15 protein-coding genes are annotated in these 14393 nt (G+C 67.9%); 11 read left to right on the top strand and 4 right to left on the bottom strand.

Features of this window, described 5'->3' with window-relative positions:
• Window positions 1–4 precede the first annotated feature (4 nt).
• The gene (locus RS83_RS16355; protein WP_045280516.1) at window positions 5–571 is read right to left on the bottom strand and encodes a TetR/AcrR family transcriptional regulator; all 567 of its coding nucleotides are present in this window, start codon (window positions 569–571) and stop codon (window positions 5–7) included.
• 72 nt (window positions 572–643) lie between these two features.
• Here RS83_RS16355 and RS83_RS16350 point away from each other — a divergent pair, with 72 nt between their 5' ends.
• Both RS83_RS16350 and RS83_RS16345 read left to right on the top strand, forming a co-directional pair.
• Window positions 644–1216, top strand: coding sequence for a dihydrofolate reductase family protein (locus tag RS83_RS16350; RefSeq protein ID WP_045280515.1), 573 nt, complete (start codon window positions 644–646; stop codon window positions 1214–1216).
• A 126-nt stretch (window positions 1217–1342) separates the two neighbouring features.
• Entirely contained in the window at window positions 1343–2803 is a 1461-nt protein-coding gene (locus RS83_RS16345; RefSeq protein ID WP_045280514.1) for an aspartate ammonia-lyase, read from the top strand.
• Between the two features lie 81 nt (window positions 2804–2884).
• On the opposite strand, the gene RS83_RS16340 is transcribed toward RS83_RS16345, so the two are convergent.
• Complete coding sequence (locus RS83_RS16340; protein WP_045280513.1) at window positions 2885–3754, bottom strand: fumarylacetoacetate hydrolase family protein; 870 nt, start codon at window positions 3752–3754, stop codon at window positions 2885–2887.
• Between the two features lie 92 nt (window positions 3755–3846).
• Between RS83_RS16340 and RS83_RS16335 the strand changes: the two genes are divergently transcribed.
• From RS83_RS16335 to RS83_RS16325, 3 genes are all read left to right on the top strand, one after another.
• On the top strand, window positions 3847–5175 hold the full coding sequence (locus RS83_RS16335; protein ID WP_082071700.1) for a PrsW family intramembrane metalloprotease: 1329 nt from the start codon (window positions 3847–3849) through the stop codon (window positions 5173–5175).
• Between the two features lie 231 nt (window positions 5176–5406).
• The gene (locus RS83_RS16330) at window positions 5407–5775 is read left to right on the top strand and encodes an FKBP-type peptidyl-prolyl cis-trans isomerase (RefSeq protein WP_045280512.1); all 369 of its coding nucleotides are present in this window, start codon (window positions 5407–5409) and stop codon (window positions 5773–5775) included.
• 177 nt (window positions 5776–5952) lie between these two features.
• Window positions 5953–6507 (top strand): YceI family protein, encoded by a 555-nt coding sequence (locus tag RS83_RS16325; RefSeq protein WP_045280511.1) that lies wholly within the window; start codon window positions 5953–5955, stop codon window positions 6505–6507.
• 52 nt (window positions 6508–6559) lie between these two features.
• On the opposite strand, the gene RS83_RS16320 is transcribed toward RS83_RS16325, so the two are convergent.
• On the bottom strand, window positions 6560–7852 hold the full coding sequence (locus RS83_RS16320; protein ID WP_045280510.1) for an MFS transporter: 1293 nt from the start codon (window positions 7850–7852) through the stop codon (window positions 6560–6562).
• 198 nt (window positions 7853–8050) lie between these two features.
• On the opposite strand from RS83_RS16320, the gene rpsO reads away from it, so the two are divergent.
• From rpsO to RS83_RS16305, 3 genes are all read left to right on the top strand, one after another.
• On the top strand, window positions 8051–8320 hold the full coding sequence (gene rpsO, locus RS83_RS16315) for a 30S ribosomal protein S15 (protein WP_045280509.1): 270 nt from the start codon (window positions 8051–8053) through the stop codon (window positions 8318–8320).
• A gap of 150 nt (window positions 8321–8470) precedes the next feature.
• Complete coding sequence (locus tag RS83_RS16310) at window positions 8471–9343, top strand: hypothetical protein (protein ID WP_045280508.1); 873 nt, start codon at window positions 8471–8473, stop codon at window positions 9341–9343.
• Window positions 9336–9665, top strand: a complete 330-nt coding sequence (locus tag RS83_RS16305; protein WP_231587798.1) for a transcriptional regulator — start codon at window positions 9336–9338, stop codon at window positions 9663–9665. The genes RS83_RS16310 and RS83_RS16305 overlap by 8 nt, the downstream gene beginning before the upstream one ends.
• A gap of 24 nt (window positions 9666–9689) precedes the next feature.
• Here RS83_RS16305 and RS83_RS16300 read toward each other — a convergent pair whose 3' ends face one another.
• A complete protein-coding gene (locus RS83_RS16300) occupies window positions 9690–10697 on the bottom strand; it encodes an isopenicillin N synthase family dioxygenase (RefSeq protein ID WP_045280507.1) in 1008 nt (335 codons plus the stop codon).
• Window positions 10698–10875: 178 nt separating this feature from the next.
• Here RS83_RS16300 and efeU point away from each other — a divergent pair, with 178 nt between their 5' ends.
• From efeU to efeB, 3 genes are read left to right on the top strand one after another with little or no spacing between them, the layout of a single operon-like run.
• Window positions 10876–11823: an iron uptake transporter permease EfeU gene (efeU, locus tag RS83_RS16295; protein ID WP_045280506.1), complete on the top strand. Its 948-nt coding sequence runs from the start codon at window positions 10876–10878 to the stop codon at window positions 11821–11823.
• Window positions 11820–13052 carry an iron uptake system protein EfeO gene (gene efeO / locus RS83_RS16290; RefSeq protein WP_156153233.1) on the top strand — a complete coding sequence of 411 codons (1233 nt, stop codon included), beginning with the start codon at window positions 11820–11822 and terminating at the stop codon, window positions 13050–13052. The genes efeU and efeO overlap by 4 nt, the downstream gene beginning before the upstream one ends.
• Before the next feature lie 26 nt (window positions 13053–13078).
• On the top strand, window positions 13079–14392 hold the full coding sequence (gene efeB, locus RS83_RS16285) for an iron uptake transporter deferrochelatase/peroxidase subunit (RefSeq protein ID WP_082071699.1): 1314 nt from the start codon (window positions 13079–13081) through the stop codon (window positions 14390–14392).
• Window position 14393 lies beyond the last annotated feature (1 nt).

The following is a 14393-nucleotide window of genomic DNA, read 5'->3' as shown; positions in this document are numbered from 1 at the left end:
GGCGTCAGCGCAGGAGTCCGGCGACGAGGTCGTCGATCACCGCATCGGTCGACGTGTCGGGGTCGATCGAGGTGGTGAGTCGGTCGAGCAGGAGGCCGTCGATCGCGTAGTGGAACAGTGCGATCTCCCGCGGCCCGCCGGGGAGTCCGGCTGCGGCGTTGAACGCCACATCGCCCTCGAATCCGGCGCGTTGCCACGCGCCGAGGATCGCGGCCAGCTCGGGGCGCCGGCTGCTCTCGAGTCGAAGCTCGAAGAGTGCCAGCGTGACTTCGCGGTCATCCGTGAGACGCCGCACGATGTCGCGGATGTAGTCGGCGAAGAGCTCCCGGCCCGTCGAGCCGTTCGTGCGGGCTTCCAGATCCTCAGGAGTGGGGGAGAGCCGCTCTCCGATCCGATCGACGAGCCCGGCGATGAGCGCATCGCGGGAGCGGAAGTAGTTCGATGTGGTGCCGGTCGGCACAGCTGCAGCCTCGTCGACGGCGCGGTGCGTGAGACCTCGGGATCCGTCCTGGGCGAGGACGCGCAGCCCAGCGTCCGCGATCGCGCGCCGCCTGATGTCGTTCTTGGCCATGCGTCGACTCTAGCGCGAGCACTACAGCTGTTGTACTCTCGAACCACGACAAGTGTTGTGATTGGAGTCATCATGCGAGAACTCGTCTACTACGTCGCAGTGAGCCTGGACGGCTTCATCGCCGGTCCTGCCGGTGAGTTCGACGCCTTCCCGATCGAGGGCGACCACATGGATGCGATCAACGAGCGCTACGCCGACACGATTCCGACCGATCTCGCGCTCGCGCTCGGCATCGAACGCACCACCCCGATGTTCGACGCCGTGCTGATGGGCTGGAACACCTATGCGGTCGGGCTGCCGATGGGCGTGTCGAGCCCGTACCGCCACCTCCGCCAGATCGTGTTCTCGCGGTCGAAGCGCGCCGAGGCGGACGACGTGCAGACGACCGATGAGGATCCGGTCGCGCTCGTGCGACGGTTGAAGCGCGAACCGGGCGACGCGATCTGGCTCTGCGGCGGTGGCGCACTCGCATCGAGTCTCCTCGGCGAGATCGATCGCCTCGTCCTGAAGCGCAGTCCCATCGTGTTCGGCGCAGGCATTCCGCTCTTCGCGCCGCGAGCGTACGCGCCGGAGCGCTTCGATGAGGTCGCCACCACCGCGTTCGGCTCGGGTGTCGTGCTGAGCGAGTACGTCCGCGCAAGCTGAGCGCTCCCGCTCGGCGCCGGCCGCATCCTTGAATCGCTGTGGGACTCAGGGGGCGCAGGGTCTCACCCGCGTAGGATGGTCGCATCCCCCACCCTTCTCACCCGCCACGACCCACGAGGATGTGACATGGCTTCTGCCGCGCCTACCCTGACCCGTACCGAGACCGATTCGCTCGGAAGCATGGAGATTCCTGCCGACGCGTACTGGGGGATCCACACCGCCCGCGCCGACGCGAACTTCCCGATCACGAAACGACCCATCTCGGTCTACCCGGATCTCGTTCGAGCACTCGCGATGGTCAAGCAGGCCAGCGCCCGCGCGAACCGCGAGATCGGCGTGCTGGACCCGGAGCGGGCCGACCTGATCGACCGGGCGGCGCAGCGCGTCATCGACGGCGAGTTCCACGACCAGTTCACGGTCGGCGTGATCCAGGGCGGCGCCGGTACCTCGACGAACATGAACGCGAACGAGGTCATCACCAACATCGCGCTCGAGATGGCCGGCAGGGAGAAGGGCGACTACGCGTTCCTGTCGCCGATCGACCACACCAACCGCAGCCAGTCCACGAACGACGTGTACCCGACCGCGGTCAAGATCGGCCTCTCGCTGACCCTTCGCTCGCTGCTCGAGGAGCTGGATCTGCTTCGTCGGTCGTTCCTGGGCAAGGCGGTCGAGTTCCACGACATCCTCAAGGTCGGACGAACGCAGCTGCAGGATGCCGTGCCGATGACCCTCGGCCAGGAGTTCCACGGCTTCGCGACGACGCTCGGCGAGGATCACAGCCGGATCAGCGAGAACGCGTCGCTCATGTTCGAGATCAACATGGGCGCGACCGCGATCGGCACCGGCATCACGACCCACGTCGATTACGCGCCGGCTGTGCTCAAGCACCTCCGCGAGATCACGTCGCTGGATCTCGAGACCGCGACCGACCTCGTGGAGTCCACCAGCGACACCGGTGCGTTCATGTCGTTCTCCTCGACGCTCAAGCGCAACGCCATCAAGCTCTCGAAGATCTGCAACGACCTCCGACTGCTCGCATCCGGACCGCAGGCCGGTTTCGGCGAGATCAACCTGCCGGCGATGCAGGCGGGTTCGAGCATCATGCCAGGCAAGGTCAACCCGGTGATCCCCGAGGTCGTGAACCAGGTCGCGTTCGCGGTCGTCGGCGCCGACATGACCGTCACCATGGCGGTCGAGGGCGGCCAGTTGCAGCTCAACGCCTTCGAGCCGGTGATCGCGCACTCGATCTTCCAGTCGATCACGTGGATGCGTCAGGCGATGTGGACGCTTCGCGTCAACTGCATCGACGGCATCACGGCCAACCGCGACCGTCTCGGCGCGATGGTGGGTGCATCGGTCGGTGTCATCACCGCGCTCACCCCGTTCATCGGCTACGCCGCCGCTGCAGCGCTCGCGAAGACCGCGTTGCTCACGAACCGCAACGTCGCCGACCTGGTCGTCGAGGCCGGACTCATGTCGCGTGACGAGGTCATGAAGCAGCTCTCGCCCGCACGGCTCTCCGGCCTCGAGGCAGTGACGGCAGCAATCCCGATCATCTCGCCGGAGGATCTCATCGAGATCTGATCCCACATGCACGAGAGGCCCCGGTGGAATTCCACCGGGGCCTCTCGTGTTGTCGAACGGGATGTCCGCTGGTCGACGGCGTCAGTCGAGGATGCGGCAGTGCGTCGTCAGCGCGCCCAGGCCGTCGATCCCCACGGTGACCGTCGAGCGGTCACGCAGGAAGATCTGCGGGTCGCGCGAATAGCCGGCGCCGCCGGGGCTGCCGGTCGAGATCAGCGTGCCTGGCAGCAGGGTCAGCGACTGCGACAGGTGCGCGATGAGCTTCGCGACCGAGCGCACCATCTGGTCCGTCGAGGCATCCTGCACGGTGTTGCCGTCGACGATGGTCCAGATGTGGAGGTCCTGCGGGTCGGCGACCTCGTCGGCCGTGACCGCGTAGGGGCCGGTCGGTGTGAAGCCGTCGAAGGACTTGCAGCGCGACCACTGCGCCTCCGCGAACTGGATGTTCCGAGCCGTGATGTCGTTGACCACCGTGTAGCCCCACACGTGTGAGAGGGCGTCGCCCTCCGACACGTTCTTCGCCGGGGTGCCGATCAGCACGCCGAGCTCAGCCTCGTAGTCCACTGCCTCGCTGAGCGCACGCGGCCACGAGGTGGTCTGCTCGTGACCGGTGAGCGAGTTCGGCCACAGGGTGAACACGGTCGGTGCCGTGTCGGTCTTGAGCCCCAGCTCGCTGGAGTGCGCGGCGTAGTTGAGGCCCACCGCGAGCACGGCAGGGGGAGCGAGCACCGCTGAGTCGTACGTCCAGCCATCGAGCGGATGCCGCGGCGCAGTGCCGAGCGACAGAGCCGCGCGCAGTGCGTCGAGGGTCTCGTCTCCTCCCTCGATGAGCTGCTGCAGGGTGGCAGGAGCGTCGGGCAGGAGGTCTGAGACGAGGATGGCATCGGCGTCCTCCACCACGGCGAGGACCGCGCGGGGGGAGTCGGCACGGCGCAGATGAGCGAACCGCATGCCTCTACGCTACCGGGTGCGGGGCGGAGAGCGCTTGGGAGTGATCGTCGGATCGCCGGATCAGCAGCACTGCGGACCCATAGGCTGTCTCCATGACCTTCGGAGGACCGCCTCAGCCGCAGCAGCCGTCGCCGTACACGCCGCCGCCCGCACAGCCCGCTCCGCAGCAGGGGCAGCAGTCGGGGCAGCCGGCGCCGGAGTACTCCGCCCAGCAGTACTCCCAGTCCCGGTACACACCGCCGCAGTTCACGCAGCAACCGGCCTACGCCTCGCCGCTCGCGCAGCCGACCGCATACACACCGCCTGCGCCGGTCGCCCCATCACCGGCCGAAGCGCTGCCGGCCCTGCCCGTCCCGACCAGGAAGGGCCGCTCGGTCTCGCTCTGGCTGTTCGGATTCCTCGGTTTCCTGCTGCTGGCCCTGATCGGATACTTCGTGTGGGCGCTCGGTCCGCTCGCGTCGGTGATCGGCCTCGTGCTCGCGCTCATCCCGCTCACGATCGTCTTCCTCGGCATCCGCATGGTCGACCGCTGGGAGCCGGAGCCGAAGCGGCTCGTCATCTTCGCGATCGCCTGGGGTGCTGTCGCCGCGGTCGGGCTCACGCTCCTGACGGATCTCGCGATCACGCTGCTGGTGGGCATCCGCGACGACGCGCTGACTGCGGTCGTCCAAGCGCCCATCGTGGAGGAGTTCTGGAAGGGATTCGGGGTCTTCCTCGTCTTCCTCGTCGCGCGGCGGGCGTTCGACGGGCCCGTCGACGGCGTCGTCTACGGCGCGCTGGTGGGTGCGGGCTTCGCATTCACGGAGAACATCCAGTACTTCGCGATCAGCCTGATCGAGGGCGGCGGAGCGCAGCTCACCGTCACCTTCGTGGTCCGTGCCCTGCTCTCGCCGTTCGCACACGCCATGTTCACCGCGCTCACCGGGTTCGCGATCGGCCTCGCGGCCCGGCGTCACGCGTCGGCGGGCTCGGCAGTGGGCGTCGGACTGCTCGGTCTGCTCGGCGCGATCCTGCTGCACGCGCTGTGGAACGGCTCCGCGACCTTCGCCGACTTCTTCGTGCTGTACGTGACGCTGCAGGTGCCCCTGTTCATCGGATTCATCCTCGGGATCATCGCGCTCAAGCGCGAGGAGGCTCGTCTCACGCGGACCCGTCTGGGGGAGTATGCCGCCGCCGGCTGGTTCACGCCGGAGGAGGTCACGATGCTGGCGACACCCGCTGGACGCAAGGTCGGTCTCGCATGGGCCGCGCAGCTGCGCGGAGACAGACGACCGCTCATGCGCGAGTTCATCAAGGATGCGACCGCGCTCGCTTCGGTGCGCCAGCGCGCGGTCACCGGCCGCGACCCGCTCGCCGCGGACGACGAGCGGGCACTGCTGATCCGCACGCGTGCGACCAGGGCGGCGCTGCTGGCGTACTGACGTCCCGCCGACCTCGACGTCGACGCGGCGGTCGCCGCCTGCACGACTGCCGGAGACAGACTCAGCGCCCGGTGCTGCGGCGATGCCTGCATGTCACCCGGGCGCTGAGCTGATCTGTATTCAGGGTGCTCCTGCTCGCGCGAGGTGTCAAGAGGGTCTTCCTCTGGACTGTTCGCTGTCAGCGGGTGCGCTCGCGTTGACCAGCCAGCGCGGCTCCGGTTGGATGGAACCATGACTGATCGCACAAAGCCTGAGTTCGACGCACCAGCCGGCCCCGCTCCTTCGGAGCTCGTCATCCGCGACCTCATCGAGGGCGACGGCACCGAGGCGAAGCCCGGCGACACCGTGACCGTGCACTACGCCGGTGTCGAGTACGACTCCGGCGAGGAGTTCGACTCCTCGTGGGGCCGTGGCGAGACCATCCAGTTCCCGCTGCGCGGCCTGATCCAGGGCTGGCAGGACGGCATCCCAGGCATGAAGGTCGGCGGACGCCGTGAACTCGTCATCCCGCCGCACCTGGCCTACGGCCCCGCGGGCGGTGGGCACTTCCTCTCCGGCAAGAGCCTGATCTTCATCATCGATCTGGTCGCCGTCGGCTGAACGAACCACACCGGACGCGCCTCTCTCCTGCACGGAGAGGGGCGCGTCCTGCGTTGTCGGACCGAGCTGCTCAGAACTCGATCCAGCAATCTCGCATTCGCGGGAATGTATTCTCCTGAATGCGAGTTGTTCTCTCGTATGCCGCAGCTGCGGCCCCCCGTCCCGTGAGGAGATCCCATGACCACCATCGACATCCCCGGTTACCGTGCAGGTACCTGGGTGCTTGACCCGTCGCACAGCGAGGTCACGTTCAGCGTCCGCCACATGATGATCTCGAAGGTGCGCGGCACCTTCGGCGTCAAGAGCGCCACCCTGATCGCTCCGGAGAACCCCCTCGAGGCCCGGGTCGAGGCGAGCGTCGACGTCACCTCGATCGACACGAAGGACGAGGGCCGCGACACGCACCTCCGCTCCGGCGACTTCTTCGACACCGAGAACTTCCCCACGATGGAGTTCGTTTCCACCGGCGCCCGCGCTGAGGGCGGCGAGCTGTTCGTGGACGGCGACCTGACGATCCGCGGTATCACGAAGCCGGTCAGCTTCGAGCTTGACTTCGGTGGCTTCGGCAGCGACCCGTGGGGCAACTACAAGGCCGGTGCCTCCGCCAAGACGGTCATCAATCGCGAGGACTTCGGCCTCACCTGGAACGCTGCGCTCGAGACCGGCGGCGTGCTGGTCGGCAAGGACGTCACGATCAGCCTCGACCTGCAGGGCGCACTGCAGCAGGACTGATCGCAGCGCTTGCAGACCCCGATCCTTCAGGGCTGCGCGGAACCCCGAGTCCTCAGGGCTCGGGGTTCTCTGCGTCGTAGACGCGGAAGCGCGGGGTGCGCCGCGCCACGATCGCGACCAGCGCGATCACCAGGAATCCACCCAGGATCGGCGGGAACCAGAGCGAGGTGACGGTCGCGAGCGCACCGGCGTAGAGCGCGCCGATGCGAGGGCCACCGGCGACCACGACGACGAAGACGCCCTGCAGCCGCCCCCGCATGGAGTCGGGGACGGCGGACTGCATCATCGTGTTGCGGTAGATCGAGCTGACATTGTCGGCTGCGCCGGAGAGCGCCAGCGCGATGCACGCCGCGACGATGAGCCCGACGTTCGCCGAGGTCTCGGTGGCAGGGGCCGCCCAGGTGCCGAGAAGGAGCACGAGTCCGAAGACCAGGATCGCGGCGCCGTACGCCTCGACGGCGCGTTCGATGCCTCGGCCGTGCCAGCGGTACTGCACGATGCGACCGGAGAGCAGGCTCGAGGCGAATGTACCGACCGCGACGGCCGCCGTGAGGATGCCGGTGGTGACCGCACCGCCGCCGAGCAGCACGGTCCCGAGCGCGGGGAAGAGCACGAGCGGCTGCCCGAACGTCATGGCGATGATGTCGATCACGTACTGCGTGCGGATGTTGCCGGCGCGTCGCAGGAAGCGCCAGCCGTCGACGAGCGACGCGAGCCCAGGGCGCACGATCTCACCCTCCGGGCGCAGCGCAGGCAGCGTCCAGAGCCCGAGGAACATGGACAGCATGAGGATCACATCGATCGTGTAGGTCCACCCGTAGCCGGTGAGCGCGACGAGGAGCCCCGCGAGCGCAGGACCCGCCATCACGGTGAGGCCGAAGGCGATGCCGTTCAAGGCGGATGCCGGGGCGAGGAGCTCGCGCGGGATCAGGCGCGGCACGATCGCGGTGCGGGTGGCCATGCCGACCGAGTTCGCGGCAGCTGTCACCATGCTCAGCACGTACAACCACCAGATGGTCTCGCCGCCGGTCCAGGTGAGGGCTGCCAGCAGCGCGGTCGACAGGAACGTGATGGTTGCAGCGATCAGGGCGACGCGACGGCGGTCGAAGGCGTCGGCGAGCATGCCGCCGTAGAGGCCGGCGAGGATCATCGGCACGAGGCCGGCGACGGCGATCATCGACACTGCGAAGGTGCTGCCGGTGAGGGCGAAGACGTGCAGCATCACGGTCACGAGGGTGAGTTGGCCGCCGATGCCGGAGAGGGTTGAACCGATCCACATCCGGGCGAACGCGGGGCTCTGCGTCAGCGGCCGGAGATCGATGAGATGTCCGCGCGTCCCGCTCACTCGTCGATTCCGATGTCCTGCACGTCTCGAGCGTATCGGAGCACAGGGACTCGCGGCTCGAGCGGCGACAGCGGCGGTCGTCGAAGGGGAGGGATGACTGATAGACTCTTCAGGTTGCCGTTTGATCGGCCGCGGATAAAGAGAGCCCTCGCATCAGGCGTCGGGCGCCGCGCAACGAACTGAAAGGGGATCCCATCTATGCCACTCGAGTCTGACGCCAAGAAGGCGATCATGGAAGAGTACGCGACGCACCCCGGTGACACCGGATCCCCCGAGGTGCAGGTCGCAATGCTGACGCAGCGCATCAAGGACCTCACCGAACACCTCAAGGAGCACAAGCACGACCACCACTCGCGTCGTGGTCTGTTCCTCATGGTGGGTCAGCGCCGTCGTCTGCTCGGCTACCTCCAGGACATCGATATCGCGCGCTACCGCTCGCTGATCGAACGCCTGGGTCTTCGCCGATAAAGCGAACCTGCGTACTATCGCGCAAAACATTCTTGGAAGGCCGTCCCTGGTGTGGGGCGGCCTTCGTTTTGCGTTGGGGGTTGATCTCCGCATCGCTTTCCAGTAGGAAAGTAGTGAGCTTTCCATCTGGAAAGCAGGGGAGGTCGAGTCATGGAGCAGCACCCGGTCCCAGGACACGAGGCACTTGTGCCGCCGGACGCCGATATCGCACGTCGATACCTCGACGAGGCGCAGGCCGTCACCGAACGTCGAGACCGAGCCGTCGATCGGCGGGCGCTGGCCTGGTTGCAGATCGCCAACGCCGTGATCGGAGCGGTGTTCATCACAGCCTTCGCCTGGATCCTCCGGGACGCTGCACCCTTCATGCCGCAGGTGGTCCTCTTCGCCTTCCTGGTCTGGAGCCAGCTCGCGAGCGGCATGGCGCAGCGGAACGGGATGCAGTGGCGGATGTCGAGCGCCCGGTGGCCGATCATCGTGTCGGGTGCCGTGCTCCTCGGCGTCGCTCTGGTGTTCTTCTGGCTTGCGATCTGGGATGAGCGGCTTCCGCCGATCACGATGCTGATCCCCGGCACCCTCATGCTGGTCGGTCTGGGCGGTTACGGCGTGTTCCAGCTCGTCCGGGCCTCCCACGACCCGCGCCCGTCTCGCCCCGGCCGGTCGCCGCTCTCACGCGGCATCCGCTGGGGGACGATCGTGGTCGGCATCGCACTCGGAGCGTTGATCCTGCTCGCCGGCGCACCGGAGGGCGTGGTCACGAGCACCTTACTGCTGCTGATGATGCTGCTCCTGCTCGTCTGGATCCTGGCCGCTCGATCGCAGATCGGGCTTCCTGTGATCGGTGCTGCGTGGCGTTGGCCGCACGTCCTGACGTTCGCGCTCGCGGCGACCGCGCTGCTCGCGCTGCTGGTCGTGCGCACGACCGGGACGGATGCGGGCATGCCGGTGACCGCGTCGATCGGTGCTGCGGTGGTCGGCATGTTCTCCGCGGTCTCCTTCGTGCACGGGCGTGATCCTCGTGACTGAAGCGAGCCCGAACCCGCACCCGCGCACGCGGCTCGACGATCATTTCGCATCACCGATCCGGTTCTCGCTGATGGCGTCGCTCACTGACGGGATCGAACTCGACTTCACAACGCTCCGCGAGATCCTGCAGTGCGGGGACTCGCCCTTGAGCAAGGCGATCAGCCACCTGGAGGCGGCGGGATACGCGATCGCGCGCAAGGAGCGGTTCGGGAGCCGTCAGCGCACCTGGGTGCGTTCGACACGGGCAGGGCTCGATGCGTTCGCCGGACACCTCCAGGCGCTGCGCGAGATCGTCTCGCTCAGCGGCACGCAGGCGCTCTGAGGCGCGGCCCCACCGCGGGCGACGTCAGGCGGAGGCGCCGACGAGGTCGGCGTGATGGATCGCGGCGACGTCGGGGTGCGCGCGCAAGCGGGACTTCAGCGCGTTCTCGCCGTACAGTGCGTGGATCGGGTTGCCAGGGTCATCCGTGACTCCCTTGGCCTCGGCCGCGAGCTCCGCCGGCAGATCGATCAGCGGCAGGCGCTTGTCGAGTGCGGGGTTGAAGAAGAACGGGATCGAGATGCGCTCGTTCGGAGCCTGCGGTGACACGACGCGGTGGTTGGTCGCCTTGAGGTAGCCGCCGGTCGCGTACTCCAGGAGCTCGCCGATGTTCACGACGAAGGCGCCGGAGACCGGGGGAGCGTCGACCCAGGCGCCGTCGCGTTCGACCTGCAGCCCGCCCTTGCCCGGTTCGACCCAGAGCAGCGTCAGCACGCCGGAGTCCTTGTGCGCGCCGACGCCCTGCTGCGGCTCCGGTTCGTGCGTGCCGGGGTAGCGGACGATCTTGATCAACGTCGACGGGTCGCCGAAGTGCTCGTCGAAGTAGGTCTCCTGCGCGCCGAGCGTCTGTGCCCATGCGCGGAGCAGCTTGCGCGCGACCTCGGACAGCGTGGCGTGCCACTCGGCGACCACGTCGCGCAGCTCGGGCTGCGCCTCCGGCCAGAGGTTCGGGCCGATGAGCCGGTTGAACGCGGGTCCGCCTTCGACGGCCTCCCGCTCCGGGCCGATGTCGATCTGCTCGCGCCAGTCGACCTGGCCCTGCGTCCGCTCGCCGCCGATGCGCGTGTAGCCGCGGAAGTGGGGGCTGTTCACATTCTCGATCGCGAGCTTGTCCTCCTCCGGCAGCGCGAAGAAGTCGAGCGCCGCCTGATGCAGGCGGGCCTCGAGCTCGGGGGAGATCCCGGTGCCCGTCAGGTAGAAGAACCCGACGTCGTGCGTCGCGGCCCGGAGGTCGTCGCGGAACTGCGCGGCGGCCTCGGGGCCGTCGTCGAGCTTCGAGAGGTCGAGGATGGGGAGCGAGAGTTCAGCGGCCATGTCCCGAGCGTAGATCCGCTCGATCCGGTGCGGCTGAGTGTTGCGTCGCGTTACCGCAGCGCCTCGGTCGCACACGACTCGGCGGATCGTTTTCACGGGAGCGCCTGCACGGTGTTAGAGTCTCTCCTTGGTAAGGGCTGCCTTACCTTCCTCTTCCTCTTTCTCAGAGAGTCTCTCCGTGCTCGCCACCTTCCTGATCGGCCTTCGTGAAGGCCTCGAAGCCGCTCTCGTCGTCGGCATCCTGGTCGCCTACCTCCGCAGGCTCGGCCGCAGCGATGTGCTTCCGCGGATGTGGGCCGGCGTCGGTCTCGCGATCCTGCTCGCCCTCGGCATCGGCGCGATCCTGACCTTCGGCGCCTACGAGCTCACGTTCGCCGCCCAGGAGCTCATCGGCGGCGGACTCTCGCTGCTCGCGGTCGCGATGGTCACCTGGATGATCTTCTGGATGCAGCGCGCCGGTCGCACCATGAAGGCCACGCTGGAAGGCGGGATCGATCGAGCACTCACCAGCGGCGGCGTCTGGGCGCTGGTCGCGATCGGGTTCGTCTCCGTGGCACGCGAGGGCATCGAGACCACGCTGCTGCTCTGGTCGATGGTGCAGTCCTTCGGCGATGCGCCGTCCGCATTGCTCGGCGCGCTGCTCGGCCTCGTCGTGGCCGCCCTCATCGGCTGGCTGATCGCGCGGGGAGCGGTGAAGCTCGATCTGCGCCGCTTCTTCGCCTGGACCGGTGGGTTCCTGGTGATCGTGGCAGCCGGCGTGCTGGCATACGCCCTCATGGATCTGCAGGAGGCCGGCGCCCTGCCAGGGCCGTTCACCGCCGCAGCGCCCATCGACGCGGTGACCGGCGGTGTCGCCGTCGGCTGGGCCGCCTTCCCGTTCGGCTGGGCGTTCGACGTCTCCGCCACCATCGCACCTGGCGAGGCGCTCGCCTCGATCCTGCAGGCGACCGTCGGCTTCATGCCCGCGATGACCTGGCTGCAGGTGGTCGCGTGGACCCTCTACATCCTCATCGTCGGATCGTTGTACATCCGTGGACTCCGCTCGCGCCGTCCCTCCATGTCGCGGACATCCGCGGCGGTCGAGGGCGACACGACGGCCTCCCTCTCATCACAAGGAGCAGCATGACCACCTCTCGTCGCATCCTCGGGGCACTCGCTGCCACCGGAACTGCAGTCCTGATCCTCAGCGGATGCGTCGCGAAGAGCGACGTCGACGCAGCGGCCGCGTTCGACGTCTCGTCGACCGACAGCGACTGCGCCGTCTCGAAATCCACCGCCACCAGCGGCACCCTCACGTTCGCGGTCAAGAACGACACCGACCAGGTGTCCGAGTTCTATCTGCTCGCCGAGGACGGTCTGCGGATCGTCGGCGAGGTCGAGAACATCGCCCCGGCCGCGTCGCGGACCCTCACAGTGGTCGCGCAGCCCGGCGAGTACTTCACGCTCTGCAAGCCCGGCATGATCGGCGAGGGCGTCGGCAAGACCGCGTTCACCGTCACGGGCGACCGCGTCACGGTCGACGGCCCCGATTCCGACCAGAAGAAGCAGGCCGTCGATCTCTACGCTGCATTCGTCAAGGATCAGGTCGGTCAGCTCGTCCCCGCCGTCGAGGACTTCGTCACGGCCTACGAGTCGGGCGACGACGAGACCGCACGTTCGCTCTTCCCGCAGACCCGCGCCTACTACGAGCGCATCGAGCCGGTCGCCGAGGCGCTGGGAGACCTCGACCCGCGCATCGACTACCGCGAGGTCGACGCCGTCGCCGAGGGGCTCGACTGGACCGGGTTCCACCGCATCGAGAAGGACCTCTGGGTGCCGGCGCAGGACGCGCTGAACGCCGACGGCGAGACACCGGCCTGGCAGGACTGGGCCCCGTCGACGCCGGAGCAGCGTGCCGACTACGGTGATCTGCTGCTCGCCGACGTGCAGGAGCTGTACGACTACGTGCACTCCGACGACTTCACCACGGCGCTCGAAGACCAGGGCATCGGCGGCATCTCGAACGGCGCGATCGCGCTGCTCGACGAGGTCGCGACCGGCAAGATCTCCGGCGAGGAGGACTGGTGGTCCGGTACCGACCTCTCCGACTTCGCAGCGAACGTCGAGGGGTCGAAGATGGCCTTCTCGCTCGTGCAGGACTTCGCCACGGCCCAGGGCGACGACGGGGCTGCACTCGTCTCCGAGATCGAGGCCGGCTACACGGCGCTCGAGGAGTCGCTCGCGGCCCACGGTTCGCTGACCGACGGCTTCGTCGGCTACTCCGAGCTCACGGAGGACGACAAGCGCGAGTTCACCGATCTGATCAACGCCCTCGCCGAGCCGCTCTCGCAGCTGACCGGCACGGTGCTGGACTGATCACCTGAACGAGTACGATTCACGACGTGAATGAACAAGGAACGGATGCCGCGGCCGACGACGCGTCGACCGCAGAACACGCCGCGGCATCCGCTCCGACCGGCCTGAGCCGGCGAGGACTCCTCGGGCTGGCGATCGGCGGCAGCGTCGCCGGTCTCGCCGTCGGAGCAGGCGCAGGACTCACCGGCGGCGTGGCGATCGGACGAGCGCGAGCCGCCGAGGATGCGCAGAATCCCTACGCTTACTTCGGCGAGCACCAGGCGGGCATCACGACCGCCGTGCAGGATCACCTGCATTTCGCGTCGTTCGACATGATGCCGCGCACCGACCGAGAGGATCTGATCTCTCTGCTGCAGGACTGGTCGTACGCGGCATCGCGGATGAGTCAGGGCCTCGAGGTCAGCGCGACCGGCGCGGTCGGCGGCGCGACCGAGGCTCCGCCGGACGACACCGGAGAGGCGCTGGGCCTTCCTGCCGCCGGCCTCACGATCACCTTCGGCTTCGGACCGGGACTGTTCGAGAACGAGGACGGCGATCGCTACGGCATCGCGGCGCTCCGCCCGAAAGGACTCGAGCGCCTCCCGGCATTCCTCGGCGATGATCTCGACCCGCAGAACTCGCACGGCGATCTCTGCATCCAGGCCTGTGCGGATGACCCGCAGGTCGCGGTGCACGCGATCCGCAACCTCAGCCGGATCGCCTTCGGGCGCGCCCGACTGCGCTGGTCGCAGCTGGGATTCGGGAAGACCTCGCGCACGACCGCTGCGCAGGCGACGCCGCGCAACCTGTTCGGGTTCAAAGACGGCACCGCGAACATCCTCGCCGATGATCATCGGGCGCTCGACGAGCACGTCTGGGTGGCGTCCGACGACGAACCGGCCTGGCTCTCCGGCGGGTCCTATCTCGTCGCCCGCAAGATCGCGATGCTGATCGAGACCTGGGATCGCGTACGGCTGGGTGAGCAGGACACGATCATCGGCCGCGACAAGGGCGAGGGCGCGCCGCTCTCAGGTGGGACCGAGTTCACGGAGCCGAACTTCCACGGCGCCGCGATCGACGCGAACAGCCACGTGCGGCTCGCCCACCCTGAGCAGAACGAGGGCATCCGCATCCTGCGCCGCGGCTACAACTACGTCGACGGCAACAACGATCTCGGGCGCCTCGACGCTGGCCTGTTCTTCCTGTCGTACCAGCGCGATCCAGCGCAGTTCATCACGCTGCAGCGACGGCTCGCGACCGATCGCATGAACGAGTACATCCGGCACGTCGGGTCCGGTATCTGGGCGGTCCCGGCCGGGGTGACCGCTGGGTCCTACATCGGCGCCGAGCTGTTCGCCTGAC

The sequence above is a fragment of the Microbacterium oxydans genome (assembly GCF_000956525.1).
GTDB classification, from domain to species: domain Bacteria; phylum Actinomycetota; class Actinomycetes; order Actinomycetales; family Microbacteriaceae; genus Microbacterium; species Microbacterium oxydans_A.
This window is presented reverse-complemented; position numbering and strand designations above follow the sequence as displayed.